The sequence below is a fragment of the Streptomyces sp. NPDC012510 genome (assembly GCF_042955065.1).
Taxonomy (GTDB): Bacteria; Actinomycetota; Actinomycetes; order Streptomycetales; family Streptomycetaceae; genus Streptomyces.
The window spans coordinates 159,697-183,967 of record NZ_JBIBEN010000019.1; the positions used below are offsets into that span (position 1 = coordinate 159,697).

17 protein-coding genes and 2 pseudogenes are annotated in these 24,271 nt (G+C 69.6%); 14 read left to right on the forward strand and 5 right to left on the reverse strand.

Annotation, left to right across the window (positions count from 1 at the left end; all coding sequences use genetic code 11):
* Window positions 1–101 precede the first annotated feature (101 nt).
* The 8 genes from ACFY9I_RS30905 (at window position 102) to ACFY9I_RS30940 (ending at window position 10,411) form a co-directional block, all read left to right on the forward strand.
* Complete coding sequence (locus ACFY9I_RS30905) at window positions 102–1,118, forward strand: ABC transporter substrate-binding protein (protein ID WP_391007540.1); 1,017 nt, start codon at window positions 102–104, stop codon at window positions 1,116–1,118.
* An 87-nt stretch (window positions 1,119–1,205) separates the two neighbouring features.
* Window positions 1,206–2,396 carry an ATP-grasp domain-containing protein gene (locus ACFY9I_RS30910; RefSeq protein ID WP_391007542.1) on the forward strand — a complete coding sequence of 397 codons (1,191 nt, stop codon included), beginning with the start codon at window positions 1,206–1,208 and terminating at the stop codon, window positions 2,394–2,396.
* On the forward strand, window positions 2,393–4,159 hold the full coding sequence (locus tag ACFY9I_RS30915; RefSeq protein WP_391007544.1) for an IucA/IucC family protein: 1,767 nt from the start codon (window positions 2,393–2,395) through the stop codon (window positions 4,157–4,159). Before ACFY9I_RS30910 ends, ACFY9I_RS30915 begins: the two co-directional genes overlap by 4 nt.
* A complete protein-coding gene (locus ACFY9I_RS30920; protein WP_391007546.1) occupies window positions 4,156–5,349 on the forward strand; it encodes an MFS transporter in 1,194 nt (397 codons plus the stop codon). The genes ACFY9I_RS30915 and ACFY9I_RS30920 overlap by 4 nt, the downstream gene beginning before the upstream one ends.
* Entirely contained in the window at window positions 5,350–7,062 is a 1,713-nt protein-coding gene (locus ACFY9I_RS30925; RefSeq protein WP_391007547.1) for an IucA/IucC family protein, read from the forward strand.
* A 32-nt stretch (window positions 7,063–7,094) separates the two neighbouring features.
* Entirely contained in the window at window positions 7,095–8,285 is a 1,191-nt protein-coding gene (locus ACFY9I_RS30930) for an alanine racemase (RefSeq protein WP_391007549.1), read from the forward strand.
* A gap of 163 nt (window positions 8,286–8,448) precedes the next feature.
* Complete coding sequence (locus ACFY9I_RS30935; RefSeq protein WP_391007551.1) at window positions 8,449–9,045, forward strand: deaminase; 597 nt, start codon at window positions 8,449–8,451, stop codon at window positions 9,043–9,045.
* Window positions 9,046–9,220: 175 nt separating this feature from the next.
* The gene (locus tag ACFY9I_RS30940; RefSeq protein WP_391007553.1) at window positions 9,221–10,411 is read left to right on the forward strand and encodes a 4-hydroxybenzoate 3-monooxygenase; all 1,191 of its coding nucleotides are present in this window, start codon (window positions 9,221–9,223) and stop codon (window positions 10,409–10,411) included.
* Between the two features lie 96 nt (window positions 10,412–10,507).
* On the opposite strand, the gene ACFY9I_RS30945 is transcribed toward ACFY9I_RS30940, so the two are convergent.
* Window positions 10,508–10,870 (reverse strand): DUF6479 family protein, encoded by a 363-nt coding sequence (locus ACFY9I_RS30945; RefSeq protein WP_391007555.1) that lies wholly within the window; start codon window positions 10,868–10,870, stop codon window positions 10,508–10,510.
* A 203-nt stretch (window positions 10,871–11,073) separates the two neighbouring features.
* Between ACFY9I_RS30945 and ACFY9I_RS30950 the strand changes: the two genes are divergently transcribed.
* Window positions 11,074–11,451: a ferredoxin gene (locus ACFY9I_RS30950; protein ID WP_391007557.1), complete on the forward strand. Its 378-nt coding sequence runs from the start codon at window positions 11,074–11,076 to the stop codon at window positions 11,449–11,451.
* A gap of 115 nt (window positions 11,452–11,566) precedes the next feature.
* Entirely contained in the window at window positions 11,567–12,745 is a 1,179-nt protein-coding gene (locus tag ACFY9I_RS30955) for an acyl-CoA dehydrogenase family protein (protein WP_391007559.1), read from the forward strand.
* A gap of 275 nt (window positions 12,746–13,020) precedes the next feature.
* Here ACFY9I_RS30955 and ACFY9I_RS30960 read toward each other — a convergent pair.
* A pseudogene (locus ACFY9I_RS30960) lies at window positions 13,021–14,070 on the reverse strand (IS256 family transposase); the annotation flags it as partial.
* Window positions 14,071–15,703: 1,633 nt separating this feature from the next.
* On the opposite strand from ACFY9I_RS30960, the gene ACFY9I_RS30965 reads away from it, so the two are divergent.
* Complete coding sequence (locus tag ACFY9I_RS30965; protein WP_391007561.1) at window positions 15,704–16,879, forward strand: substrate-binding domain-containing protein; 1,176 nt, start codon at window positions 15,704–15,706, stop codon at window positions 16,877–16,879.
* Between the two features lie 38 nt (window positions 16,880–16,917).
* On the opposite strand, the gene ACFY9I_RS30970 is transcribed toward ACFY9I_RS30965, so the two are convergent.
* The 3 genes from ACFY9I_RS30970 to ACFY9I_RS30980 all read right to left on the reverse strand — a co-directional run bounded on the left by ACFY9I_RS30970 (window position 16,918) and on the right by ACFY9I_RS30980 (window position 20,503).
* Entirely contained in the window at window positions 16,918–18,327 is a 1,410-nt protein-coding gene (locus tag ACFY9I_RS30970) for a BNR-4 repeat-containing protein (RefSeq protein ID WP_391007562.1), read from the reverse strand.
* Window positions 18,324–19,799, reverse strand: coding sequence for a glycoside hydrolase (locus ACFY9I_RS30975; protein WP_391007564.1), 1,476 nt, complete (start codon window positions 19,797–19,799; stop codon window positions 18,324–18,326). Before ACFY9I_RS30975 ends, ACFY9I_RS30970 begins: the two co-directional genes overlap by 4 nt.
* 116 nt (window positions 19,800–19,915) lie before the next feature.
* Window positions 19,916–20,503, reverse strand: coding sequence for a TetR/AcrR family transcriptional regulator (locus tag ACFY9I_RS30980; protein ID WP_095755887.1), 588 nt, complete (start codon window positions 20,501–20,503; stop codon window positions 19,916–19,918).
* A 112-nt stretch (window positions 20,504–20,615) separates the two neighbouring features.
* Here ACFY9I_RS30980 and ACFY9I_RS30985 point away from each other — a divergent pair, with 112 nt between their 5' ends.
* From ACFY9I_RS30985 to ACFY9I_RS30995, 3 genes and pseudogenes are all read left to right on the forward strand, one after another.
* Window positions 20,616–21,794 carry a hypothetical protein gene (locus ACFY9I_RS30985; RefSeq protein WP_391007566.1) on the forward strand — a complete coding sequence of 393 codons (1,179 nt, stop codon included), beginning with the start codon at window positions 20,616–20,618 and terminating at the stop codon, window positions 21,792–21,794.
* Window positions 21,795–22,285: 491 nt separating this feature from the next.
* Complete coding sequence (locus ACFY9I_RS30990) at window positions 22,286–23,680, forward strand: right-handed parallel beta-helix repeat-containing protein (protein ID WP_391007567.1); 1,395 nt, start codon at window positions 22,286–22,288, stop codon at window positions 23,678–23,680.
* A gap of 67 nt (window positions 23,681–23,747) precedes the next feature.
* Window positions 23,748–24,271: pseudogene (locus ACFY9I_RS30995) on the forward strand (hypothetical protein); the annotation flags it as partial.

Below are 24,271 nucleotides of genomic sequence, written 5' to 3' on the forward strand. Positions count from 1 at the left end.
CACCCCTCACCTCTGGCACGCCCTGGGACCCAGAGGCGCGGCCGGTGCGCCCGTAGATCCGTACACCCGTACGCCCGTACGTCGAGAGAAAGACCGTCCTCATGCTCAAGCGTTCCCCCCTGCGCGGATTCGGCCGACCCGGCGCCGCGCTGCTCGCCGTCGTCCTCGGTACGGGCCTGCTCGCCGCCTGCGGCGACGGCGGTGCCACGAAGGAGGGCGACACCGCCCAGGCAGGCGCCGACAGCGCCGCCTTCCCGCGCACCCTCAAGACCGTGATGGGCGACGTCAAGATCCCGTCGCAGCCGAAGAAGGTCGTCGTCCTCGACACCGGCGAGTTGGACGACGTCACCCTCCTCGGTATCGACCCCGTCGGCGCGGTCGCCCCGCACTTCAAGACCGAGGGTGGCTTCCCCACGTACCTGGAGGGCGACCTCAAGAACACCACGGACGTCGGCCCGCTGCTGGAGCCGAACCTGGAGAAGATCGCCTCCCTCAAGCCCGACCTGATCCTGTCGTCCAAGGTCCGGCACGAGAAGGTCTACGACAAGCTCAGCGCCATCGCCCCGACCGTGTTCACCGAGACCACCGGCGGTGTGTGGAAGGAGAACCTCAAGGTCCACGCCGAGGCGCTGGGCCTGGAGGACGAGGCCGCGGCCAAGCTGAAGGAGTACGAGACGCGGGCCGAGGCGCTCGGCGCGGCCGTCAAGGAGAAGGACGGCGCCCTGCCCACCGTCTCCGTGGTCCGCTTCGTCGCCGGCCCGACCCGTCTGTACGCCTCCAACTCCTACAGCGGCGTCGTCCTGGACGACATCGGCTTCCAGCGCCCGAAGTCGCAGGTCTCCGACGACCCGGCCGTGACCATGAAGGACGTCAGCCCGGAGGAGATCGACCAGGCCGACGCCGACCTGATCTTCGTCACCACCGCCGACACCCCGGACAAGACCCAGCAGAAGCAGGTCACCTCCAACCCGGTCTGGAAGGACCTGCCCGCCGTCAAGGGTGACAAGGTCTTCGAGGTCCCGGACGAGACCTGGATGTCCGGCATCGGCGTCCAGGCGGCCGAGGAGATGCTCGCCGACGTGGCCAAGGCCACCGGCGTCGAACTGCCCAAGCCGTAACTCCCGCCGCACCCGGGGCGGGTCCCACCACGAGCCGGGCCCGCCCCGCCCACCCCCCACCCACCAGCGGAAGCCGTGGACCACCCCATGCGCCTGTACCTGCTCGCCCTGAACCCGACCGACTCCGTCACCGAGGGCTTCCTGCCCGCCGCCGCCCGCCTCGGCCTGGACGTCACGATCCTCACCGACCAGCCCGACGCGCACCACGCCGTCTACCCCGACATCGAGATCCTGCGGTGCGACGTACGCGACTTCCGTGCCGTCGTCACCAGGATCTCCACCCACCTGCGGCCCGACGCGGTCTTCACCAACAGCGACCACCTCCAGACCCAGGCCGCCCTCGCCGCCCAGTACTTCGGGCTCCCCGGCAAGGACTGGCGGGCGGCCCTGCGCGCCAAGGACAAGGGCGAGATGCGCCGCCATCTGGCCGCCGCCGGCGTGGACACCGTCTGGTCCGCCGAGATCACCGAACCGGCCGACCTCACCGGCCCACTCGTCGTCGACGCCCCGTACCCCTGTGTCGTCAAGCCCCGCGAAGGCGTCGCCAGCGAGGACGTCGTCCTGGTCGACACCGCCGCCGCCCTCGTGGCCCATGGCAAGGAGATCCTGGCCCGCCGCCCGGGCGCCACCCTCGTCGTGGAGGAGTACCTGCCCGGCGAGCTGTACACCCTGGAGACCCTCGGCGACGGCCGTGTCCGGCACGTCCTCGGAGGCTTCCACACCGAGCTGTCCCCGCCGCCGTACTTCATCGAGGAGCGGCTGACCTTCGTCCCGGCCCACCCCGAGCCGGTCGTCGCGCAGATCCTCACCCAACTGGACGCGCTGGGTGTCGGATTCGGCGCCTGCCACACCGAGTTCGTGGTGCACGACGGCCGGGCCCGCGTCATCGAGGTCAACTACCGTGCCATCGGCGACCAGTGCGACCTGCTGCTCGCCCAGCTCCTCGACGTCCCGCTCTTCGAGCACATCCTCCGCACCCACCTCGGCGAGCCCCTGCCCGCAGACCTGGACCTGCGGCGCGACGGCGCGGCCCGTCTGGAATACCCCTGCGCCGACCGCGCGGGCACCCTCGTCGCCGCTCCCGCCGCGACCGAACTCCACGTCGATGGCGTGCACCTGACGTACCGTCCGCTCCGCACCGTCGGTGAACGGCACGAGCTGTACTCGACCAACCGCGACTACCTCGGCGTCCTCCGCGCCACCGGCACCGGTCAGGAGACCGTCGACCGGGTGGTGGCGGAGTTCCTCGCCGCCCGGCGCTGGGAGATCCAGCCGTGACGACCGTCGCCACCGTCCCCACGCCCACGCCCACGCCCACGGACCCCACCGAGGCCGAGCTGCTCACCCGTGTGCTCGGCGCCCTGCTCCGCGAGGACGTCGTCGGTCTGCGCACCCGTGCCACCCTCGTCGAGCTCCCGGACGGCCCCTGGCTCCGCCTGCCAGTGGACGACGACGCCCTGCTGCTGCCCGTCACCGAGGACGGCTTCCAGCACACGCACACCGCCCGACTGCCACTCCTCGTACGGGAGTCGGCCGGCACCCGCCTCACCACCTGCGATGGCGTCCTCTCCGAGCTGCGCACCCTGGCTGAGCCCGTCGACCGCGACGGTTTCGACGCCTACGCCGAGGAGTGCCGCCAGACGCTCGCCACGATGCGGCTGCACGAGGAGACGGCGCAGGAGGTGGCCGACGGCCTCATCGAGCTCTACGGCACCGACCTGGCCGACTGGACGGGACTGCGCGGCGGTCTGGCGTACGAGACCCTGGCCGCCCGCCTCGACCACCCCGTCTACCCGACCGCGCGAGGCCGCTCGGGCCTGGACGATCACCAACTGCGCGGCCACGCACCCGAGTTCCATCCGGACTTCCCGCTCCACTGGCTCGCTCTGCCCCGGGAGTCGGTCACCGTCGCCGGGGAACTCCCGGACGGCTGGCCCACCCCGTCGGGGCTCGGGCTCGCCGACCTCGACCACACCCATATCGCTCTGCCCGTGCACCCGTTGACCGTGGGCGCACCCCTCGACGCGGCCCTGCGCGAGGCGGGACTCGCGGACCGTGCCGTGCTCGCCGACCGGGCGTACCTCTCCGTCACGCCCACCCTGTCCATGCGTACGGTCGCGCCCGCCGCGGCCCCGTCGCTGCATCTCAAACTTCCCCTCGCCACCGCCACGTTGGGCCTGCGCAACAAGCGCTCCATCAAGCCCGGCACCCTCGTCGACGGCGCTGCCGGACAGCGGCTGCTGGCGGCCGTGATCGAGCGGGAGCCCCGCTTCCAGGGCCGTGTGCTGCACGCCGACGAGACGGTGTACGCGCACGCCGGGCACGAACTGCTCGCCGTACTGTGCCGCCGCTACCCGACGCATCTGGACGACGCGGTCGTCGTCCCCATGGCCGCGCTGCTCGCCGAGGCACCCGGCGGGGGACTGGTCGTCGATCATCTCGCCGACCGCTTCCACGCCGGTGACGTGACCGCCCTGCTCGACACGGTGCTCACCCTGCTGTTCGACTGGCAGACCACGCTCTTCGGCTACGGGATCGCACTGGAGTCGCACCAGCAGAACGTCTCCCTGGTCTTCGGCCCGGACGCCGGCGACCTCCGGCTGCTGCTGAAGGACAACGACGGCCCGCGCGTCAACCGCGCCCGGCTGGCCGCCAGGCTAGGGGACGGCGACGGCACCTGGGGCTTCGACGACGGGCGGACCTTCGGCCCGGACGACCGGGCGGTGGCCGACGTGTTCACCACCATCACGGTCCATCTGTGCGCCGGCGCCTACGCGTTCGGGCTCGCCCGGCACGGCCGCGCCCCGCTGCCGGAGCTGCTGCGCCTCGTCCGGGACCGGCTCACCGAGGCCGTCGACCGGCTCGGCGGTGCCGCGGGAGCCGTACTGCGCGAGCGGGTGCTGAACGCGCCCGAGCTGCCGGTGAAGGCCATGGTCACCGCCGGAACCCTGCTCAGCAAGGAGCGGTCGGGCGCCACCGACATCAACAAGCACTACACCACAGGACCCAACTACCTGCGTCTGGACGGTGGTTCGGCATGACCACCGAGGCGCTCGCCATGTCGCGCCCCGCCTTCGGCCGCCGGCAGGTGCACGCCGTGGCCGCCTGCTACTTCGTGGCGTCGTTCGCCGCGCTGGGTCTGCCGCCGTACTTCACCGAGATTCTGCCGGAGCTGGGCGACCGCGCGGCCCGCTGGGCCGGAGTGCTGTACGTCGTGCCCACCGTGTTCAGCGCGATCGCGGCACCCCTGTGGGGCCGGCTCGCCGACCGCTTCGGACGCAAACGGCTGCTGCTGCGGGCCCAGTTGGGCCTCGCGCTCTCCTTCCTGATCGCCGGCTGGGCCGACTCGCTCACCATGTTCACGCTGGCGCTGGTACTGCAGGGCATCCTCGGCGGCACCTTCGCGGCCTCCAACGGCTATCTGGGCGCCGCTCTGGAGGGACCGCACCTGTCGAAGGCGCTGACCCTCATGCAGGGCAGCGCACGGGCCGCCCTCGTCTTCGCGCCGATCGTGGTCGGCGCGCTGTCGCCCTGGATGTCCCCGCACCGCCAGTACGCCCTCCTCGCGCTCCTCCCGCTCGCCGCCGCCCTGCTCCTGGCAGCCCTGCCCGAACCGCGCGAGACCACCGAGCCGGAGCGGGAGGAGACCGTGGCGCTCGACGTGGCCCCCGCAGCCGCGCTGCGCAGGCTCTACGCGCTGGAGTTCGCCTTCGTGTTCTCCACGGTCATCTCCTTCCCCTACCTGATATCCCTCGTCGAGGACCGCCTCCCGGGCGCCTCCGCCGCACTCTCCGGCCTGTTGTTCGCCCTGCCGCACCTGTGCTACCTGCTGTCGGCCATGACCGTGCACCGGTCGATACGCACCCGCCCCCGCCCCGGCATAGCCACCGGCTTCGCCCTCATAGCCCTCGGCCTGGCCGGGCACGGCGTCGCCGACACCCTGCCCGCCCTCATCGCCGTACGGCTGCTGCTCGGCGCGGGCCTCACCCTCGGCATGGTCGGCCTGTCGGTCCTGGCCGCCGACTGCGCCCGGGGACGCGCCCCCGGCGGGATGTTCGGCTCCCTGGAGTTCTTCTCCAAGGCCGGCGCCGTCGCCGCCGGGGTGACCGCCGCCGTGGGCAGCGCCCGCTTCGGCCCCGCCGCGCCGGTGCTGATAGGCGGCGGCGTAGCCGCACTCACCGTCTTCGCGACCCTGCTTCCCCCACGACCGCGTACCCGCTGGAGCCACTGAATGCCCCCGCTCACCGACTCGCTCGGTACCACCCATCTGCCCACCCTCCCCACCGCCGACGACGCCGTGGCCCACACCCTCCTCAACTGCCTGCTGCGCGAGGTGTCCGGCCCCGAACACCAGACCGCCGTCATCGACGGCCATCTGCTGCTGCGCCTGCCCCGCCGCGGCCTGCTGCTCCGCGTCGCCCTGCGCCGTACGTCCCTGCTGGGCGCCCACCGCTTCACCGGCCCCGTCCACAAGCAGTCCGGCACCGGGTGGACGGCACTCGACTGGCGCCGCCTCGCCGAGTACACCCACGACGAACTGTCCCTGCGCACCGGCCTGCGCAACGACGAGTTCCTGCAGCAGATCGACTCCAGCCACCGCACCCTCGCCACCGCGCTCGCCGGGCGCGAGGCCGAGCCGCACGGCCTCCCGGAGTACCTCGCCTCCGAGCAGTCCCTGCTGTTCGGCCACCGCTTCCACCCCACCCCCAAGGCCCGCACCGGCGACGCCGACGCCTGGCAGTCCTACGCCCCCGAGGCCGGCGCCTCCTTCCCGCTGCGCCACCTCGCGGTCCGCGACCACCTCATCGCCGAGGAGAGCGCCGAGCCGGGTGCCACCGCCGTGCTCGACCGCGAACGTGGCGACGTCCCCGAGGGCTACCGCCTGCTGCCCACCCACCCGTGGCAGTACGAGATGCTGCGCGAACACCCGCTGCTGCGCGAGGCGCTGGGCCGTGGCGACATCCTCGACCTCGGTCCCGGCGAACACGAGTACGCGGCCACCGCCTCGGTGCGCACCCTCTTCGACGGTGACTCCTTCCTGAAGTTCAGCCTCAACGTCCGCATCACCAACTGCCTGCGCAAGAACGCCAGTTACGAACTCTCCGGTGCCGTTGCCCTCACCCGCCTCCTTGCCCCGGCCCTCGCCGACCTGGAGACCCGCTTCCCCGGCAGCGCCATGCTCCGCGAACCCGCCTACCGCAGCCTCGCCGTCCCCGGCCCCGACGGCACCCCCGACCAGGCCCTCCTCGAGGGCTTCGGCGTGATCGTCCGCGAGGGCCTGTCCCGGCGACTGCTGCCCGGCACCGTCCCGCTGCTCGCGGCAGCCGTCGCCGACGAGTACCCGACCAGCGCCGCCCACATCTCCCGCCTCCTCGGCGGAGCGGGCCCCGAGGCCGCCCTGACCTGGTGGAAGGCCTATCTGCGGCTGCTCGTGCCACCGGTGCTCTCCGCCTACTTCGACCACGGCCTCGTGTTGGAACCCCACCTCCAGAACGTCCTCATCTGCGTCGACACCGACGGCATGCCCGCCCAGGTCCTCTTCCGTGACCTGGAAGGCACCAAGCTCGTCCCCGACCACCACGCCGACACCCTCGCCGCCCTCCCGCCCGAGGTCGCCGGCCCCATGTCTTACGACGCCCGGCGCGGCTGGGACCGTGTCGTGTACTGCCTCCTCGTCAACCACGTCGCCGAACTGCTCGCCGCCCTCGCCGACCTGCACCCCGACACCGAGGCCGACCTGTGGGCGGCCGTCCGCGCGACCATCCGCGCCTACGCGGACCAGGAAGGCTGCCCGCCCCGCCTGGCCGCCCTGCTCGCCGGCGTCCCGCTGCCCGCCAAGACCAATCTGCTCACCCGCTGGGAACGCAAGGCCGACCGCGAGGCCGGCTACGTCCGTCTGCCCTCACCCCTCGCCGAGGACGTCCTGCGCTGGGGCACCCGATGAGCCAGGAGCCCTCGATGGACCAGGAGCCCCCGATGACCCTTCCCACCTCCGCCGTACGCGACCGTGTCCTGTCCCTGCCGCCCACCGATCTGCCCGCCTACGTCTACGACTTGACCGCTCTGCGCGAACACGCCGCACAGGTACGCGCCGCCCTCCCCGAACGTGTCGAGCTGTACTACGCGGCCAAGGCCAATCCCGAGCCGGAGATCCTGGCCGCGCTCGGCCCGTACGTCGACGGCTACGAGGTCTCCTCCGGCGGCGAACTCGCCCAGGTCGCCAAGGCCGTACCGGGCCGCCCGCTCGCCTTCGGTGGCCCCGGCAAGACCCCCGACGAGATCCGCGCCGCCCTGGCGCACGGCGTCGAGCGCTTCCATGTGGAGAGCGAACACGACCTGCGCGTGCTGGCCGAACTGGCACGGCAGGTGTCGCCGGGGGAGCGGGTCGGGGTACTGCTCCGCTTCAACCTCGCCGTGGCGGACGGCTCCCTGGCGGGCAGCTCGCTCGCGATGGGCGGACGCCCCACGCCGTTCGGCCTCGACCCCGCGCAGGCACCGCACGTACTGCGCCTCCTCACGGACGGCACCCACCCGCACCTCGAACTGCTCGGCGTCCACGCCCACTTGGCGAGCGGTCTCGACGCACCCGAGCAGGTCTGCGTGGCCCGCTCGATCGTGGACTGGGCGACAGGACTCGGTGTCCCACTCTCCGAGGTGAACGTCGGCGGTGGCATGAGCGTCGACTACGCGCACCCCGAGTGCCGCTTCGACTGGAAGACCTACGGCGAAGGCCTCGCCCGACTAGCCGCCGCCCATCCCGAACTGACCCTCCGGATCGAACCCGGCCGGGCACTGACCGCCTACTGCGGCTGGTACGCCACCGAGGTGCTGGACGTGAAGCGCAGCCACGGCGAGGAGTTCGCCGTGGTCCGCGGCGGCACCCACCATCTGCGCACCCCGGCGACCAAGGGGCACGACCAGCCCTGCTCGGTACTCCCCGTCGAGGAGTGGCCACACCCTTGGCCGCGCCCGGCGGCCGAGGGGGAACACGTCAGCCTCACCGGACAGTTGTGCACCCCGAAGGACCTCCTCGCCCGTGACGCCCACACGCCGGGGCTGCGGGCCGGGGACCGGGTGGCGTTCGCCCTCGCGGGCGCCTACGCGTGGAACATCTCCCACCACGACTTCCTGATGCATCCCCACCCCGGTTTCCACTTCCTCGCCTGACAGTGAGGATGTGACGTGGTGACGCCGCTGGTGGGTCTGACCCCTCGCCTGACTGACGTCCCCGCGGCGGATCCCCCGTCACCTCCCGCCGGGACCGACCCGAGACGATCCGTGAGGACTCGGCTACCCTGCGGAGTCGACGGTTTCGGGTGAGGAGACGTGCATGGACTCGGGCAGGCGTCAGTTTGTCGGCCGGTGGGGCGCCGCGGCGGCGGGAGCCGCCGTGTCGTTCGCCCCGTCCCGCCAGCCGCTCCCGGACGTGCCTGCCCACCCGGACGTGGGCGGCGGGCACGAGCGGTCCATGGGGCTGGCCATCGAGCAGGCCCGGAACAATCCGCAATGGCCGTTCGGTGCGGTGATCGTCGACACCGGCACAGGCGAGGTCCTGGGGAGCGGTGTCAACACGGGGACGGACAACCCGATGTTCCACGGTGAGGTGGTCGCCATGAACGACTACATGCGCCGCCACGGCAACCAGGGTTGGGCCGACACCACCCTCTACACCACGGGCGAGCCGTGCGCCATGTGTATGAGTGCGATGGCGTGGGCGGATCTGCGGCGCGTCGTCTGGGCCAGCTCGATCGACGAGATCAGACGTACCCAGGTCGTCCAGATCGCCCTGTCGGCGCGGGAGGTGGCCGCCGCGGCGCGGTCCTTCTACGTCCCGGAGCTGCTGCTGGGCGGCGTACTCGCCGACCGCACGAACCACCTCTTCCGTGAAGCCCGACGACTGCGCCGGACACAAGACGGTGCGCACTGAGCGCCCCCTGGACGGAACCTGACCGCCCGGCCGGCCCTCTGCACAGTGTGACTGTTGACAGGGGAGCGGACCGGACGCACACTCATGCCAACAAATCAGTGAAGTGAAGTTCACCTGACGAACAAGGTCGGCCCGGCGGACGGGACGCGGCTCGTCCTCACGACGAGGAGTACTCATGCACACCACCGTCGGCATCATCGGCGGCGGCCCGGCGGGCCTGCTGCTGGCGCGTCTACTGCACAACGCGGGCATCGACAGTGTGGTTCTGGAGCGCAAGGACCGGGCCTACGTCGAACAGCGCCAGCGCGCCGGAATCCTGGAGCAGGCCACCGTCGACGTCCTGCGCGCCGCCGGCGCCGGTGCGCGGCTGGACGCCGAGGGCATGCCCCACGACGGTATCGAGCTGCGCTTCGACGGGCGCGCCCATCGCGTCGACTTCCCCGAACTGACCGGCGGACGCCGCGTCTGGGTCTACGCCCAGACCGAGGTCGTCAAGGACCTCATCGCCCTCCAGCTCGCCGACGGCGGGCCCCTGCTGTTCGAGGCCGAGGTGCGCGCGGTGGAAGGCGCCGACAGCGACCGTCCGGTCGTCCGCTATACCCACGAGGGGCGCGAGCAGACCCTGACCTGCGACTATGTGGTCGGCTGCGACGGTTTCCACGGTGTGGCCCGGGACGCGGTCCCGGACGGTGTGCGGACGACGTACGAGCGGACGTACCCCTACTCCTGGCTGGGCATCCTCGCCGACGCCCCGCCTGTCTACGACGAGCTGATCTACGCCCACTCCGAGCGCGGCTTCGCGCTGGCGAGCATGCGATCGCGGTCCGTGAGCCGCCTCTACCTCCAGGTTCCGAACGGCACGGACCCCGCCGAATGGTCCGACGAGCGGATCTGGGACGAGCTGGACGCCCGTTTCGCCCTCACCGCGAACCCCGGCTGGCGGCTCAAGCGCGGGCCCGTCACCTCCAAGGCGGTTCTGCCGATGCGCAGCCACGTCACCGAGCCGATGCGGTACGGCCGGGTCTTCCTGGCCGGTGACGCCGCCCACATCGTGCCGCCCACCGGCGCGAAGGGGCTCAACCTGGCTGCCACCGACGTGATCGTGCTGGCCCGCGCCTTCACCCGACTCAAGGAGACCGGCTCGACCGAACTGCTCGACGCCTACTCCGACACATGCCTGCGGCGGGTCTGGCGGGCGGAGCACTTCTCCTACTTCATGACCACGACCCTGCACGCCGATCCGGCGCAGTCCCCGTTCGAGACCAAGCTGCAGCTCTCCCTGCTCGACCGGGTCGCCACCTCCCGGCACGCGGCCGCCGAACTGGCCGAGAACTACACCGGTCTGCCGCTGGACACCCCTGCCTAGCCGTCGCACCGCGTGCTCGCGAGGGTGTGCGACGGAACACGGCCATGGCGCCACCCCAGGTCGGGGGTGGCGCCATGGCCGTGTTGACGACGTCGGTCAGTGGGCGCCGAGGCCGCCGCTCCCGAACGAACCGCTGCCGCCCTTGCTCCAGCGGGGCCGCTCCGTGTCCTCGCTCGGGCGGGAGCCCTTGTTCCCGTGCACCTCGTACGGGGTCAGCCGGTTGTCGCTCTGCGGGATCTCGTCCGGCTCGCGGTTCGCCCGCTCCTCGCGGACGGGCCCGCCTTCCGGCATCCGGGGCTGCTCCTCGGGCCGCGGTCGACGCGGTTCACGAGCGCGTACACGCGCGCCCAGCCACACGGCACCGAGCAGCATGGCCACCACGACGACACCGGCAAGGAACGGTGCGATACCGCCCAGGACGCTTCGTTCTGCGGCTATATCAGTCCATTCCATGTTCATAAGGGATGAATACCCCCAATGCGTTGAGTGAACCGGATCTCCGTGCACGGCCGACCGTGGTGAAGCGCCGGGAGTCGACGGGTGCCCCGTCCCACGGCACGGAAACGGAACCGGGGGAACCGGCGGGGGCGTCGTCGGGGGTGCCTCCCCGCGCTGTGTGGCCCTGCGTGTTTGGTGGGATCGGCTCCGGCTACCCGCTCGTCGTGACCTCGACGACGACATCCCAGCAGGAGCTCATCCGGTTCCTCGAGGACCGCTTCGCGTGTGCGCAGGCATGCACCGAGTGTGCGCGTGCCTGCGCGCTGCGGGCGAGCCTCGCCGATCCGGACGGGCCCGAAGACCAGGAGAAGATGCGACGCAAGGGCATCATGTGCGCGGAGGTGTGCGACGCCACCTGCAGGGTGCTCTCCGAACAGCCCGGCCTCGACGAGGACGCCATCCGTGTCCAGGTGGAGTGGTGCCGGACCGTGTGCCTGGAGACCGCACACGTCTTCGACGCCCACGCGGGTGTCGAGGAAGGGGCCAAGGCCTGCCGCGAGTGCGCCCAGGCCTGCACGGACTTCCTCGCCACCCTCGGCTGAGTCCGCCTCCTCGGAGCCTCGTCCGACCCGCGTTTCGGTCCCATGTGTTCCCAATTACTGGAACACGTTCTAGCGTGTGCGCGGTCAGGTCGGCCCTGGGGAGCCTGGAGGCGCCGTGCACCTCGAACACACGCCCGAGCAGCAGCGGTTGCGCACCGAACTACGCGCCTACTTCGCCGAGTTGGTCCCGGAGGGCGCCCACACCCGCCACGCCGACCCGGCAGCGCAGAAACGGTACTACCGCGAGACCATCCGCCGCCTCGGCACCGACGGTTGGCTCGGCGTGGGCTGGCCGAAGGAGTACGGCGGACGGGGCCTGACCGCCATCGAACAGTTCATCTTCTTCGACGAGGCCGCCCAGGCCGGTGTCCCACTGCCGCTGATGGCGCTGAACACCGTCGGCCCGACGATCATGCAGTTCGGCACCGACGAGCAGAAGTCGTACTTCCTGCCGCGCATCCTCTCCGGCGAGATCGACTTCGCCATCGGCTACAGCGAACCCGACGCCGGCACGGACCTGGCCTCGCTGAAGACCCGCGCGGTCAGGGACGGCGACCAGTACGTCGTCAACGGCCAGAAGATCTGGACGACCAACGGCGACACGGCGGACTGGGTGTGGCTGGCGGTGCGCACCGACCCCGACGCCCCACCCCACAAGGGCATCACCATGCTCCTCGTCCCGACGACGGAGCCCGGCTACTCCTGCACCCTGATCAACACCCTCGCCGGCCACGACACCACGGCCAGCTACTACGAGGACATCCGCGTGCCCGTCTCCCGCCGCGTCGGCGAGGAGAACAAGGGCTGGCGCCTGATCACCAACCAGCTCAACCATGAACGCGTCACCCTCGCCGCCCACGGCACCATGGCCATCCGTTCCCTGCACAACGTCCAGCGCTGGGCCATGGAGACCAAACTCGCCGACGGCCGCCGTGTCATCGATCTCCCCTGGGTACGCCGCCGCCTCGCCCGAACCCACGTGAAGCTCGACGCCCTCAAACTCCTCAACTGGCGCATGGTCGGCGCCGCCCAGGACGGTACCCTGACCCCACAGGACGCCTCCGCCGTCAAGGTCTACGGCTCCGAGGCCCGCCGCGACGCCTACGCCTGGCTCATGGAGGTCGTCGCCACCGCCGGCACCCTCAAGGAGAGCTCCACGGGCGTGGTCCTCCACGGCGAACTCGAACGCGGCTACCGCTCGGCCGTCATCTTCACCTTCGGCGGCGGCAACAACGAGATACAGCGCGAGATCATCTCGTGGATCGGCCTGGGGATGCCGCGGGTACGGCGTTAGTCTCGCTGTGACGAGGCTTTTTAGTTGGCACAAAAGCGGGACAGTTGGCACCGTAGCGAGGTGCGGACCGGAGGGTAGCGGACCTGGCTTGCAGACTGTCTGAGGCGGCTGACCTGCTGCTTCCTCAGGGCTGGTGGCGGGCGTGCTGTGCGTTCGTGTCTCCCACTAGATGATCGTGCGTACTGAGACACGGTGCGCAGATTCTGGTCGCAGGGAGTCCCGAGTCGTGTCTAGGCTCGAGTCATTGTCAAGAGTTGTGGATCAGTTGAGGTGGCTCAGGCTGCGCTGAGCTCGGGGCGCTCGATGAGCTGGCCGCGTTCGAAGCGGGCTCCGGCGCGGACGAGGGCGACGAGGTGGGGTGCGTTCACTGCCCGCCAGCGGGCCTGGGCGGACTCGACGAGCTTGAAGACCATCGCCAGGGCAGCGGTGCGGGAGCCGGCGCCGCGGGTGACCTTGGTCCGCAGCCGGACGGTGGAGAACGTGGACTCAATGGGGTTCGTGGTCCGCAGGTGGATCCAGTGCTCGGCCGGGAAGTCGTAGAACGCCAGCAGTTGCTCCTGGTCGTCGGTGATCTTCTTGACGGCCTTGGGGAACTTCGCGCCGTAGAGCTTGGCGAAGGTTGTGATCGCTGCCTCGGCGTGGTCGCGGTCCTCGGCGTTGTAGATGTCCTGGATGGCCTTCTTCGCGCCGGGCTGCGCGGACTTCGGCATGGAGTCGAGGACGTTGGCCGTTTTGTGAACCCAGCACCTTTGCTCGCGGGTTTCGGGGAACACCTCGGCCAGGGCCTTCCAGAAGCCCAGGGCGCCGTCGCCGACCGCGAGGACCGGGGCGCGCATGCCCCGGCGGGCGCAGTCGCGCATCAAGTCGGCCCATGACTCGGAGGATTCGCGGTAGCCGTCCTTGAGGGCGACCAGTTCCTTGGACCCGTCGGCGCGGACCCCGATGAGCACGAGCACGCAGGCTCTGGCCTCTTCCAGGCGGACGTTGAGGTGGATGCCGTCGGCCCACACGTACACGTAGTCGACCTCCGCGAGGTCGCGGTCCTTGAAGGCGGCGTGATCGGCCTGCCACTGCTGGGTGAGCCGGGTGATGGTGGCGGGCGAGAGCCCGGCCGCCGAGCCGAGGAACTGCTCCAGCGCCGGAACGAAGTCACCCGATGACAGGCCGTGCAGGTAGAGCAGCGGCAGCACCTCGCTGACCTTCGGGGACTTGCGGCACCACGGCGGCAGGACCGCGGAGGAGAACTGTCGCGCAGGTCGGCGGCCTCGTGGAAGCCGTCGATCTCTGCCAGGCGGCGCAGTTGGCGTTCGGAGATCTCGCGGACGAGAGCGTCGTCGAAGACGAGTTCCCTGCTGAAGGGGAGTCGGTATTGAAACCGGGGAAAGGGCTCGTCCTTGGTGATGCCGCAACACCGCTCAGGCTTCGGAGGTACGTCGAGGTAGACCGGGCTGCTGCGGGAACGCCGGTCCAAGAGGTCTGTGATGCCGGCGCGGGCCACGACGATGTCGGCGAAAGAGCGGCGGGAGAGCAGGACGCACAGGAGGCCGGTCTCCAGATGGAAGGCGGAGGCGACCTGGCGGCCGGAGAGCGGGTGCCAGACGAGGGTGATTTCGACTCATGGCCCTGGAGACGGTTGGCAGTGTCCACGGGGATGTCCGTGAGGCGCCACTTCTCCAGCTGCGCGCGTACGCGTCCCCCTGGACTGTGCGGGCGGCGCCGATCACGATGCGGGACTGTGCGAGCGGCTTCCCGTTCACCAGCGTCCCTCACTCCAAGAGCCGGGCCGCTGTCGCCGCCGAAGATCTCTGGCCCCGCTATGGCGACAAACGCCTCATAACCTGTGCTGTAAAAGTGCCAACTATTTCGCTGATTCCGCGACTCCGGCCACTGAAGCTACTTGGCATCAGTGCAGGTCGTGAACGTGGCCTGGTGCCAACTAGCGAGCCCGGTCACACTTCTTGTGACGAGGTCCACTGGGCGAGTGCGGTTCCGCCCATCCGAGGTGTATCGGCGCGGACCTTGCGCAGGGCGGGGTATGTCTGCGCGAAGCGCTGCAGCGTGAGTGCGTGTGCCTCTTCCATACTCACGTGGGCGCGATGGGCGAACTGTTGGGCCAGCGCGGCGGGGAGGGTGCGCAGATGCGCGTACGCGATGTCGTTGTGGCGCTGCCCCAGGCCGAGGAGCTCGGTGATGCGTCAGGGGGAGCTCTCCAGTCGGTACGAGAGGCGCAAGAGGAAGCCGGGTAGGGACTCCTCCGGTAACGGGGCGAGGGTTCGGGCGAGTCGGCGATGCCGGTCGCGTACATCTGTCCCGGCGACAACCTCGGCGCTGATGGTGTAGGTCTTCGCGGAGCGTAGTCGGCGGCGAGAAACGGTGCCTTCTTGCCCGCGAAGATGATCGCCGCCAGGGTGTATTCGGCCACCGGGGACGGCGTTGGTGTCCGCGGCGCTGGTCACCCGGATCCCTCGCTGCCACACCTCTTGGCCGACCAGGTCGCGCACGCTGCCCGCGCCGTGCAGTACCGCGCGCAACCTGGGCCGCGGCGAGCCGCTGCGAGGTCAGCGCGGGCGCGCCCCATGACGTGAGCAGCACCTCGGCGCGGGCCCGCCGCTCGCGGGATGACTCACCGTCGACGTCGTGGGTCCAGCACGGCTCCTCCAGGGTCACCGAGTCGGCCAGTCGCCGCAGCCGGTCCCGGTCGAAGTGCGCCTCGAACTGGACTTGCTCATCACGATCAGCGCGCGAGGCTTGGACTGCATCAAGTGCGTGCTCCTCCGCCTCGGGGACACGCCACCAGGACGGGTGCCGTTTGTGTTTCCTGAGAGTTCCAGCCGGATGACGCTGAGTCAGAGATAGTGGTCGCCCATACGTAGCCACCAGAGCTCGAACACATACGACATAGTCCGACCAGAACCGAACATGGCACCCAGGTCCGTACCGAACGGGAGGGGACGACCCATGAGGTCCATCGGAACGCAGCAAATGTTCGCCGTGCAGCGCCGGGAGAGGCTGATGGACCAGCTTCGGTTGCACGGGGCCGTTCGCGTACGCGATCTCGCCCGGGAGCTGTCGGTCAGCGAGCTGACCATCCGGCGGGACATCGCCGCCCTCGCCGATCGCGGTCTGCTGACCCGGGTGCACGGCGGGGCCACGCTGCCGTCGGCGCTGGAGCGGGAGCCGGTGCGCCGACGACGGCTCAAGACGCCCGCGTTCACGCTCGGGATGGTGGTTCCCTCGCTGGATTTCTACTGGCCGCAGATCGTCAGCGGCGCCCGTAAGGCCGCGGCCGCGCACGGTGTGAACATGCAGCTGCGCGGCTCCAGTTACGACCGGGCGGAGGACCGCAGGCAAATCGTCCGGCTGACTGAATCGGGCCAGGTGCAGGGTTTGCTGCTGGCGCCGAACCTGGACGGCCCCGACCCGCGCGAGACGAACGAAATGATCGACTGGATCAGCAAGTTGCCCATCCCCGTCGTCTTCGTGGAGCGCAAGACACCCGAGTGGACCCCGACGCCGCACCAGCTGGAATGGGTGCGCAGCGACCACGCGCTCGGCCTGGAGATGGCGGTCCGGCACCTGCATGCGCTCGGCCACCGCAACCTCGGGCTCGTCCTGTCCAAGGGCAGCCCCACGTCGGCTCACCTCGCCGTCGGCTGGCACCGCGTCTGCGGCGAGCTCGGCCTCCCCGACGACTTCCTGATACGTGAGAGCATCGCGCTCAGCATGCCCGGGCACCGCGGGATCATCAGCGACATCCTCGATGGCTGCCGCCACTCACGCACCACCGCACTCATCGTCCACAGCGATCCCGATGCCATCTCGCTGCTCCAGTACCTGACGGAGCGAGGGGTCCGCGTTCCCGACGACATGGCGCTCGTCAGCTACGACGACGAGGTCGCCCATCTCGCCGATCCGGCCATCACGGCGGTGCGGCCGCCGAAGGCGCTGGTGGGCCGTATGGCCGTGGAGATGCTGGTGGCACGCCTCCTCGAGGGCAGCCGTCGGCCCGTCGAACGGGCCCTTATCCTCCCGGAGCTGATGATCCGGGCCTCGTCGCTGCCGGGCTCGCCGAACCCGCTGCCCGGCAACGCGAAGCGGTCGGCGCCGCGCCGCTCGCTGCCAGGACAGCGTTGATTCCGGCGGGACGGAGCTCATCGACTCGCGGCTGACGATCAGCCGAGGCGAACGTCGATCACCCGGATCGGCGACGGTGTGGTGCCGGTCGAGCGCTGCTGGTACTGGAACGACAGGACGCCGTCCACCGCCACTCTGGACGTGTCGACGTTGACCTCGCCGAACGCGTTCATCGACGGCCGGTCGAAGACCAGGGTCCAGTCCTTCCAGCCTTCGGCCTTGCTCGCCGAGACGATCCGGCCGCGCGGCATCACCAGGTAGGCGTTGTCGTTGCGGTCGAAGACCAGTTTTGTGCGCTGCGTGCTGCCCGGTGGGACCGGGACCTCGCGTTTGGTCCAGGTGCCGTTCGCGTTGCGCACGACGTGGAAGGTGCGGCCGTACTGGGTGCGCTGCTGTGCGTAGTTCGAGACGCACTGGGTGAACCTGCCCGGCACGTAGCTGATCACGACGTGGGGTGTGCCGGCGGAGTCCGCGCCTTGGCCCTCCTGGTTCATCAGGCCGTGGTTCGGGTCCACGGGGTCGGCGATCAGGCCCGGCGAGTTGACCGAGATCCGGGTGCCGCCGGTGGTCCCGACGACCGTGCCCGCGCCATTGCGCCAGGTGCGGCCCCGGTCGTCGCTGTAGACGTAACCGGTGTCGTGGTTGCTCAGACCGCCGGGGCTGCACAGCACCCTGGTGTTGCCCTCGCGCCAGGTGAACGCCGCGTGCAGCCGCCCGCGCCGGTCGTAGGTGAGACCGTGCAGGTACATGTTTCGCGTCGTGGAGACGACACCGTTGGGCCCCGTGTAGTTCCCGGTCGCGGACGACCACCCGCCCAGCTTCCGCCAGCTGCCGCCCGTGTACTCGGCGAGCTCGTTCACGCCGTTGCCCGACCCGCCGGTCCGGTAGCTGAACTGCAGCGCGCCCTCGGGCGTCACGACGAACTGCGGGTACGTCATGTTCCCCAGCTCGACGCCCCCAAGAGTCCGCTGCACCGTGCCGAACACCGACGGCGACCACTGGTGTGAGCCGGGCTGGGTGGCGAGCCCCGCCACCGACTTCGTGTAGTACAGCCGGGTGTTGTGGGTGTCCATCGCGACGTGCAGGGTGCCGTCCTGTGGCGAGATGCCGATCGAGATCACGTTGTGCGAATCGTTGACGCTCAGCCGGTGCGGCAGCACGGCCTTCTCCCAGCCGCCCCCGCTCAGCGCACGCCGCGCGATCACGGCGTTGCGGCTGGAGGTGTACCAGGCCGCGTACTGGTACCCGTTGTAGGTGACCAGCGCGTCCTGGAACGCGTTGTTGTTGACCAGCCCGTCGTACGACACGAAGTACAGCGCGGACTGGTCCAGCACGGTATCCGCCAGAAAGGTCACACTCGGCCCCGCGTGTGCGACGGTCGGCTGGGGCTGCAGTTGAGGCTGGAGCACGGAGGCGGCGAGCACCGTCGCCGCCACTACGCTCTTCACCGGACCACCCCGTCCACCTGGATGGTCTGTACGGCGCCGGCCGCGAACGGCACGCGTACGAGCTTGCCGCTCACCGTGAGGTCCTGGCGCCGGGTGTACCGGTCACCGGATCCCGAGGTCAGCGTCGACCAGCGGGTGGCCGTGCCGTTCGGCACCGTACCGAACGCCGAGAGATTGAAGGTCAGGGTCTGCGCGGCACCGTTGTTCGCGGCAACGATCACCAGGCGCTGCGCGGCCGGGTCGTGCGCCGCCACCGCGTAATCCACGCCCGCGTTGATGATCCGCATACCGGGCCGGATGTGCCGGGTGAACTGCGCCAGGACGTACAGCTTCGTCTCCACGGCCCCGGCCTGCCCCGAGCTGCCGTTGTAGCGGATCGCGCCCCAGCCGGCCGTCGGGTCCATCACCTGCCAGTAGCACCAGGCCGTCGGCTTGAGCAAGCGGAAGTCCATCAGCAGGCAGCGGGCCGTCATCATGCCGGTGCCGTTGTTGTCACCGTGCTCGGAGTTCCACAGGATCTTGCCCGACGCGCGTACGTCGTTGCCCAGCAGGTCACGGCGGCCGCCGAGGCCCTGGTAGCCGTGCACGTTGACCTGGCGCACCCGGCCCTTGGTGGCCGAGTCGAAGCTGTTCCAGGTGGTGCGGGCGAGGTCGTAGCTCGTCTCGTCGGATGCCGCGACCGCCACCCCGTCCAGGCCCAGCCGGTCCAGCTCGGTGCGCAGGTGGGCGATGACGCTGCGCTGCGTCGTCGCGTCGATGTGGCAGCCCTCCTGCTTGCCGTCGGCCTTCCACCAGTTCGACGACGGCTCGTTGAACGGGTCCACCGTCCGGAAGGTCACGCCCCACTGGTCACGGGCGCGGCGGGCGGTGGCGGCCAGGTGCAGTGCGTGCTGGCGGTGGTTCCACGACTGGAGATTGTTGCCACCGTCGGCCGCGCCGGACGGGTTGTGGTTGTTGCACATCCACCACATCGGCGAGTTGGCGAACAGCTCGCTCATCGCGCCGCGCTGGGTCGCTTTGACCAGCATCGCGCGCTGCTTGGCGTCGGCGTTCCAGTTCCACGCCGAGGACGCCGGATCCTCGTTGCGCCAGTCCTGCCAGAAGCCCTCGATCTGCTTGAACCGCGGGATGTTGGGCGACACGGCCATGCGCGCGCCGCCGACGTCGTTCCAGCTGCACGCGCCGAGGTTGTAGCGGGCGATGTTCATGCCGAGGCCGGGCAGCGAGGCGCCGTTGTAGCTCACCGTCTTGGTGGTGAAGAACAGGTCGGCGAAGTCGTCCCGGTCGCCGAACACATTGGCCCACCATGCCAGGGAGGTGCCCCAGCCTTCCCAGGCGCCCTGGTCGGCGGCGGGATTGATGCCCACGGTCGCGTCGGCTCGCGCCACGCCGGTGCCGAGGGCTCCGGCCACGAGCGTTCCGCCGGCGGCGGTGAGCAGGGTCCGGCGGTTGATTCTTGCCGGTATGTCCATAGCGCTCTCCTCGTGAAGTGATGAGGACACTTCAATGCATGGCGTAGCCCCGGTCCAGGAGACGAACTCAAACAATCAAACTCGAACGGAAACGACCGACGAAGGCAAGGTGCGTGCTAAGCGCCTGCGACAAGGTCGACCAGCGTGGTGATCAGGGCTTCCTCGCCGACCCCGGCGGGCTGGTGTCCGAAGAATCGGACCGACAGGTGGTAACCGGTGAGCGCGAAGGTGATGACCGCCGCGAGGGCCTCCGCGTCACGCGCCGGGATCGCCCCGGCTGCCATCAGGCCGGCCAGCCGCTGCGAACGGATGCTGACGTTACGGGCGACCAAGAGCTCGTCGAGATGGTCGACCGAGGCTCCGAGATGGTCGCGCTCGCGTGCGACGAGCTCCATGAGCGGGTGGAGCCGCCGCAGATTGCCGAGCCGGCGCTCGAACTCGACCGCGAGCGCGGCCCGCACGTCGCCTCCGGTCTCCTCGGGCTCGGGGCCGGTCTGCCGCTCGGCGTTGGCGCGGTCGACCTCGCGGTCGACGACCGCCTGGAGCACCTCCCCCTTGGACCGGAAGTGCCGATAGAAGCTGCCGCTCCCGGCCGACAGGCCCGCCGACGCCTCGATCTGCGTCACGGTCGTCCCGGCGAATCCCTCCCGCAGGAACAGATCCCAAGCCGCGTCAAGGATCCTCGTCCGCGTAGGCACTGGCATAGGTGTGATTGTAAGGACAAGAGGAGGGCCGCCCTCGGGCCGGGGTCTGGGCGCTTCGTGCGATGCAAGAAGATTCTTGCGCCGACATCGTCGGACTGCCAAGCTGCCGAATATGACTACCCGTCACTTACGCGTACTCGCGGGATCAATCACCCTGGCGTGCCTGCTGATTCAGGTGCACGCGCAGCCGGTCGGGGCCACGGACAAGAACACGTCCTCGGCCGCTGCCGCAGGCCGGCAGCCGCTGCTGGACTTCGATCCGAACAAGGGCACCCTCGACGGCTCACCGGTCGACCACCTGCCCGACCACATCCGGCTGCTGGACATCCAGCTGCCGAACGACGGAGCACCGCAACGGGCCGACTGGTCTCCCGATGGCAAGCGCCTCGCCTTCCTCGACGCTCCGATCGGTGACCTCTGGGAGCACGACCTGGCGACCGGCGCGAGCCGCAATCTGACCAGGTCGACCGCGCTCCACGGGGGAGTGCTACGGGCGCACCACCTGACCAACGGCGACATCGTCATGTGCGCGGTGGATGAGCGCAGCGCCGAGGACCCCGAGGGTGACCGCTTCCGCGGCGAACTGTGGGTGCTCCAGCGGCCCTTGGGTACACGCGGCCCGGTCCGACTCGGCGAGAGTTGCTGGGAGGGCGTCGCGGTGTCCAAGCAACCTGGTTCCACCCGCATCGCATGGAACCAGTCGACCATTGACTTCACCAGCCCGGACGTGATCGTCGACGCCCTGTTCGGCGAGTCGAAGATTCTGACGGGCCGGATCGTCTACCGCAACGGCATGCCGGAAATCGCCGACCGGCGGGTTGCCCTCGACAAGCGCGATGTCTCCCTGGCCACGCCGGCCGTCGAGGCTCAGGACTTCCGGTCCCTGCCCGACGGCGACGCCGACCCGGACGACGAACTGATCTTCTCCGCCTACTTCCACAAGGGCGGACAGGCCATGGGCGTCAACCTCAGCACCGGCAGCGTCAAGGATCATGCGCCGACCTCGCTGTTCTACGAGGAAGCCGAAGGCACGGACCCGGCCGGCCGCTACACGATGGTCGAGCGAGACCTCGCCTTCGCCCTGTTCCCCGGCATGGTGGACATCTGGCGCCTCTCGCTGGACGGCTCCGGGACGTTCGAGCGGATGACCACGTTCAACCACTACAAGGGCTTCGGGGCCAACAATCCGGTCGTATCGCCCGACGGCACGCACATGGCCTTCGGTCTGAAAATCGAGGGCGGGGCGGAGGGCGAGGGCGACGGCATCCTCCTGATGGACCTCCGCGGGTGAGTTGGTTCGTCCCGGCGGCCGACGGCGGCCGTCGGGACGGCCTTGCCGGCTCCTGTACGGGCGGGCTGCCCCCGGGCTGCGCCACTGAATCGTTCATAGAGGTGGCTGCTGAGTGCGTTGGAGTCCGCGGCCTCGCGGTCACAGTCGCACGGAAGCGGGCAAGGGCTCAGCGCGTCCCCGATCGCCACCGAGGAGCGTGGGTTAAAGCGTTTGCGTGGTCGCTGGAGCTTGGGGCCGGATCGCCGCGCGATTATCACCTGGGTGGATAACGAAGACGGCCGTAACGCTTGACACGATCACGTCACCGGCGTTAGTAAACGTTTTAACACGTCTTAGATAACGGCGCCCATGCCCGAGCACTCCCATCACTCTCCCGGTCGGCGCCGCACTCCGCGGTGAAGATCGCCCCTCACCACACCGGCCGGCTGGGCCGTGCCGACGAAATCATGACCGACGGTGATCACCTGCCCTGTCCCTGCACGGGAGGATCTATGAAACGTTCCATCAAGATCTCGATGGCGGTCAGGCAACACGCTGTTGGAACCACGAAGTTCGTCACCCGTTCCCTCCTGGTCTCGGCGGTCACGGCCGGCTCCATCACGATGGTTCCCAGCTCGGCGTCCGCGAGTGATGCGGCGGCCGGGAACACCTACTACGTCGCCCCGAACGGAAACGACGGAGCAGCGGGTACGCAGGCCGCTCCGTGGGCATCGATCGCCCGTGCGCAGGCTGTCGCCACGGCGGGTGACACGGTCTACTTCCGGGGCGGCACCTACGCCTATACCCGCGCGAACAGCGCCTGTTCGAGCCAGACCGCCAGAGTCGACGCGATCACCCTGGACAAGAGCGGCAGCTCCGGCAACCCGATCCGGTACTGGGCCTATCCGGGCGAGAAACCGGTCTTCGACTTCTCGCGCATGACGGACAACTGCCGCATCAAGGGCTTCTCCGTCACCGGAAACTGGATCCATCTCAAAGGACTGGACGTTACCGGCGTACCGCAGAACAACACCCGGAATGCCGAGTCCTGGGGGATCTGGGTCTCCGGCAGCAACGGCGTCTTCGAGCAGATCGACACCCACCACCACATGGGTACTGGCCTGTTCATCAGCGGCGGGAGCGGCAACCTCGTCCTCAACTCGGACGCGCACGACAACTACGACCTGCGCAGCAATGACGGGCCCGGCGAGAACGCCGACGGATTCGGTGCGCATTACACGCAGGCCGGCCGGGCCGCAAATCTGTTCCGGGGATGCCGGGCGTGGTGGAACGCCGATGACGGTTTCGACCTCATCTCCACCTACTCGCCCGTGATCATCGAGAACTCGTGGGCCTGGCGCAACGGGTACGTGCCGGGGACGACGACATCCTCCGGTAACGGGGCCGGGTTCAAGTCGGGGGGCTACGGAGGTGACTACGAGGCCAACGCGCCGAAACACACCGTCCGCTTCTCGGTGGCGTTCCTCAACAAGGCGGCCGGCTTCTACGCCAACCACCACCCGGTGGCCAACGACTTCTTCAACAACACGGGCTTCGGAAACCGCCCCAACTTCAACATGCTGGGAATCGACTCGCGCGGCGCCGCCATCGGCCGGGGCAACCTGCGCAACAACATCGCCTACACCGGAACGGCCACGTCGAACATGACGGGCACGAACGCGGCGTACAACTCCTTCAACCTCGGCGTCCCCCTGTCGGACTCCCAGTTCCAGAGCGTGTCGACGTCCGGATGGGACGCGCCCCGACAGACCGACGGAAGCCTGCCGCTGCTGCCCCACCTCCGTCTCGCAGCGAACAGTGCCCTGATCGACAAGGGCACCGCCGTGGGACTGCCCTTCAGCGGAAGTGCGCCGGATCTCGGCGCCTTTGAGAATGATGGAAGGTGACATCTTGAGGCACAGATCGCGTGCTGTCTCGAAGTACTGGAAGTGGGCCGCCGCCGCGGTGTTATCCATGGCGCTGGCGGCCCCGGTGTCGGCGAGTACCGCTGCGGCGGAGGCGCCGGTAAACGAAAAACTGACGGCGCAGGCGCCGGAAAAGGAGGTCCAGGACCGGCGTTCCGCTGCCCCACCGGCGAAGGACCGCGGCCTGAAACACATCGTGTCCGAGTACCAGACCCGGACTCCGTCGAAGTACACGGCCCGCTCCTGGAAACCCTTCGCCAAGGCGTTGCGGACCGCGGCCGGGGTGGCCGGCGACTCCTCGGCCGGCACGTCGGACGTCGCCGACGCGAAGACGGCGCTGATGTCCGCCGCTGCCGATCTGGAGGCCGCTGACGAGGGCACGTTCCAGACCATCACGAACAACACCTTCTGGAACGACACCAGCGGCAACCCCATCTACTCGCAGGGCGGTGGGGTCTTCAGGTTCGGCGACACCTATTACTGGTACGGCGTGCACTACACCGGCGCCGAGCTCTACCGGGCCAATCCGACGAGGAAGTACGACGGGAACGTCAGCTTCGTCTCGATCCCCGT

Coding starts and splice junctions, on each gene's coding strand:
- ACFY9I_RS30920 (WP_391007546.1), top strand. CDS start 4,156: ATGACCACCGAGGCGCTCGCCATGTCGCGCCCCGCCTTCGGCCGCCGG.
- ACFY9I_RS30940 (WP_391007553.1), top strand. CDS start 9,221: ATGCACACCACCGTCGGCATCATCGGCGGCGGCCCGGCGGGCCTGCTG.
- ACFY9I_RS30925 (WP_391007547.1), top strand. CDS start 5,350: ATGCCCCCGCTCACCGACTCGCTCGGTACCACCCATCTGCCCACCCTC.
- ACFY9I_RS30930 (WP_391007549.1), top strand. CDS start 7,095: ATGACCCTTCCCACCTCCGCCGTACGCGACCGTGTCCTGTCCCTGCCG.
- ACFY9I_RS30985 (WP_391007566.1), top strand. CDS start 20,616: ATGACTACCCGTCACTTACGCGTACTCGCGGGATCAATCACCCTGGCG.
- ACFY9I_RS30990 (WP_391007567.1), top strand. CDS start 22,286: ATGAAACGTTCCATCAAGATCTCGATGGCGGTCAGGCAACACGCTGTT.
- ACFY9I_RS30935 (WP_391007551.1), top strand. CDS start 8,449: ATGGACTCGGGCAGGCGTCAGTTTGTCGGCCGGTGGGGCGCCGCGGCG.
- ACFY9I_RS30905 (WP_391007540.1), top strand. CDS start 102: ATGCTCAAGCGTTCCCCCCTGCGCGGATTCGGCCGACCCGGCGCCGCG.
- ACFY9I_RS30965 (WP_391007561.1), top strand. CDS start 15,704: ATGAGGTCCATCGGAACGCAGCAAATGTTCGCCGTGCAGCGCCGGGAG.
- ACFY9I_RS30975 (WP_391007564.1), bottom strand. CDS start 19,799: ATGGACATACCGGCAAGAATCAACCGCCGGACCCTGCTCACCGCCGCC.
- ACFY9I_RS30980 (WP_095755887.1), bottom strand. CDS start 20,503: ATGCCAGTGCCTACGCGGACGAGGATCCTTGACGCGGCTTGGGATCTG.
- ACFY9I_RS30945 (WP_391007555.1), bottom strand. CDS start 10,870: ATGAACATGGAATGGACTGATATAGCCGCAGAACGAAGCGTCCTGGGC.
- ACFY9I_RS30910 (WP_391007542.1), top strand. CDS start 1,206: ATGCGCCTGTACCTGCTCGCCCTGAACCCGACCGACTCCGTCACCGAG.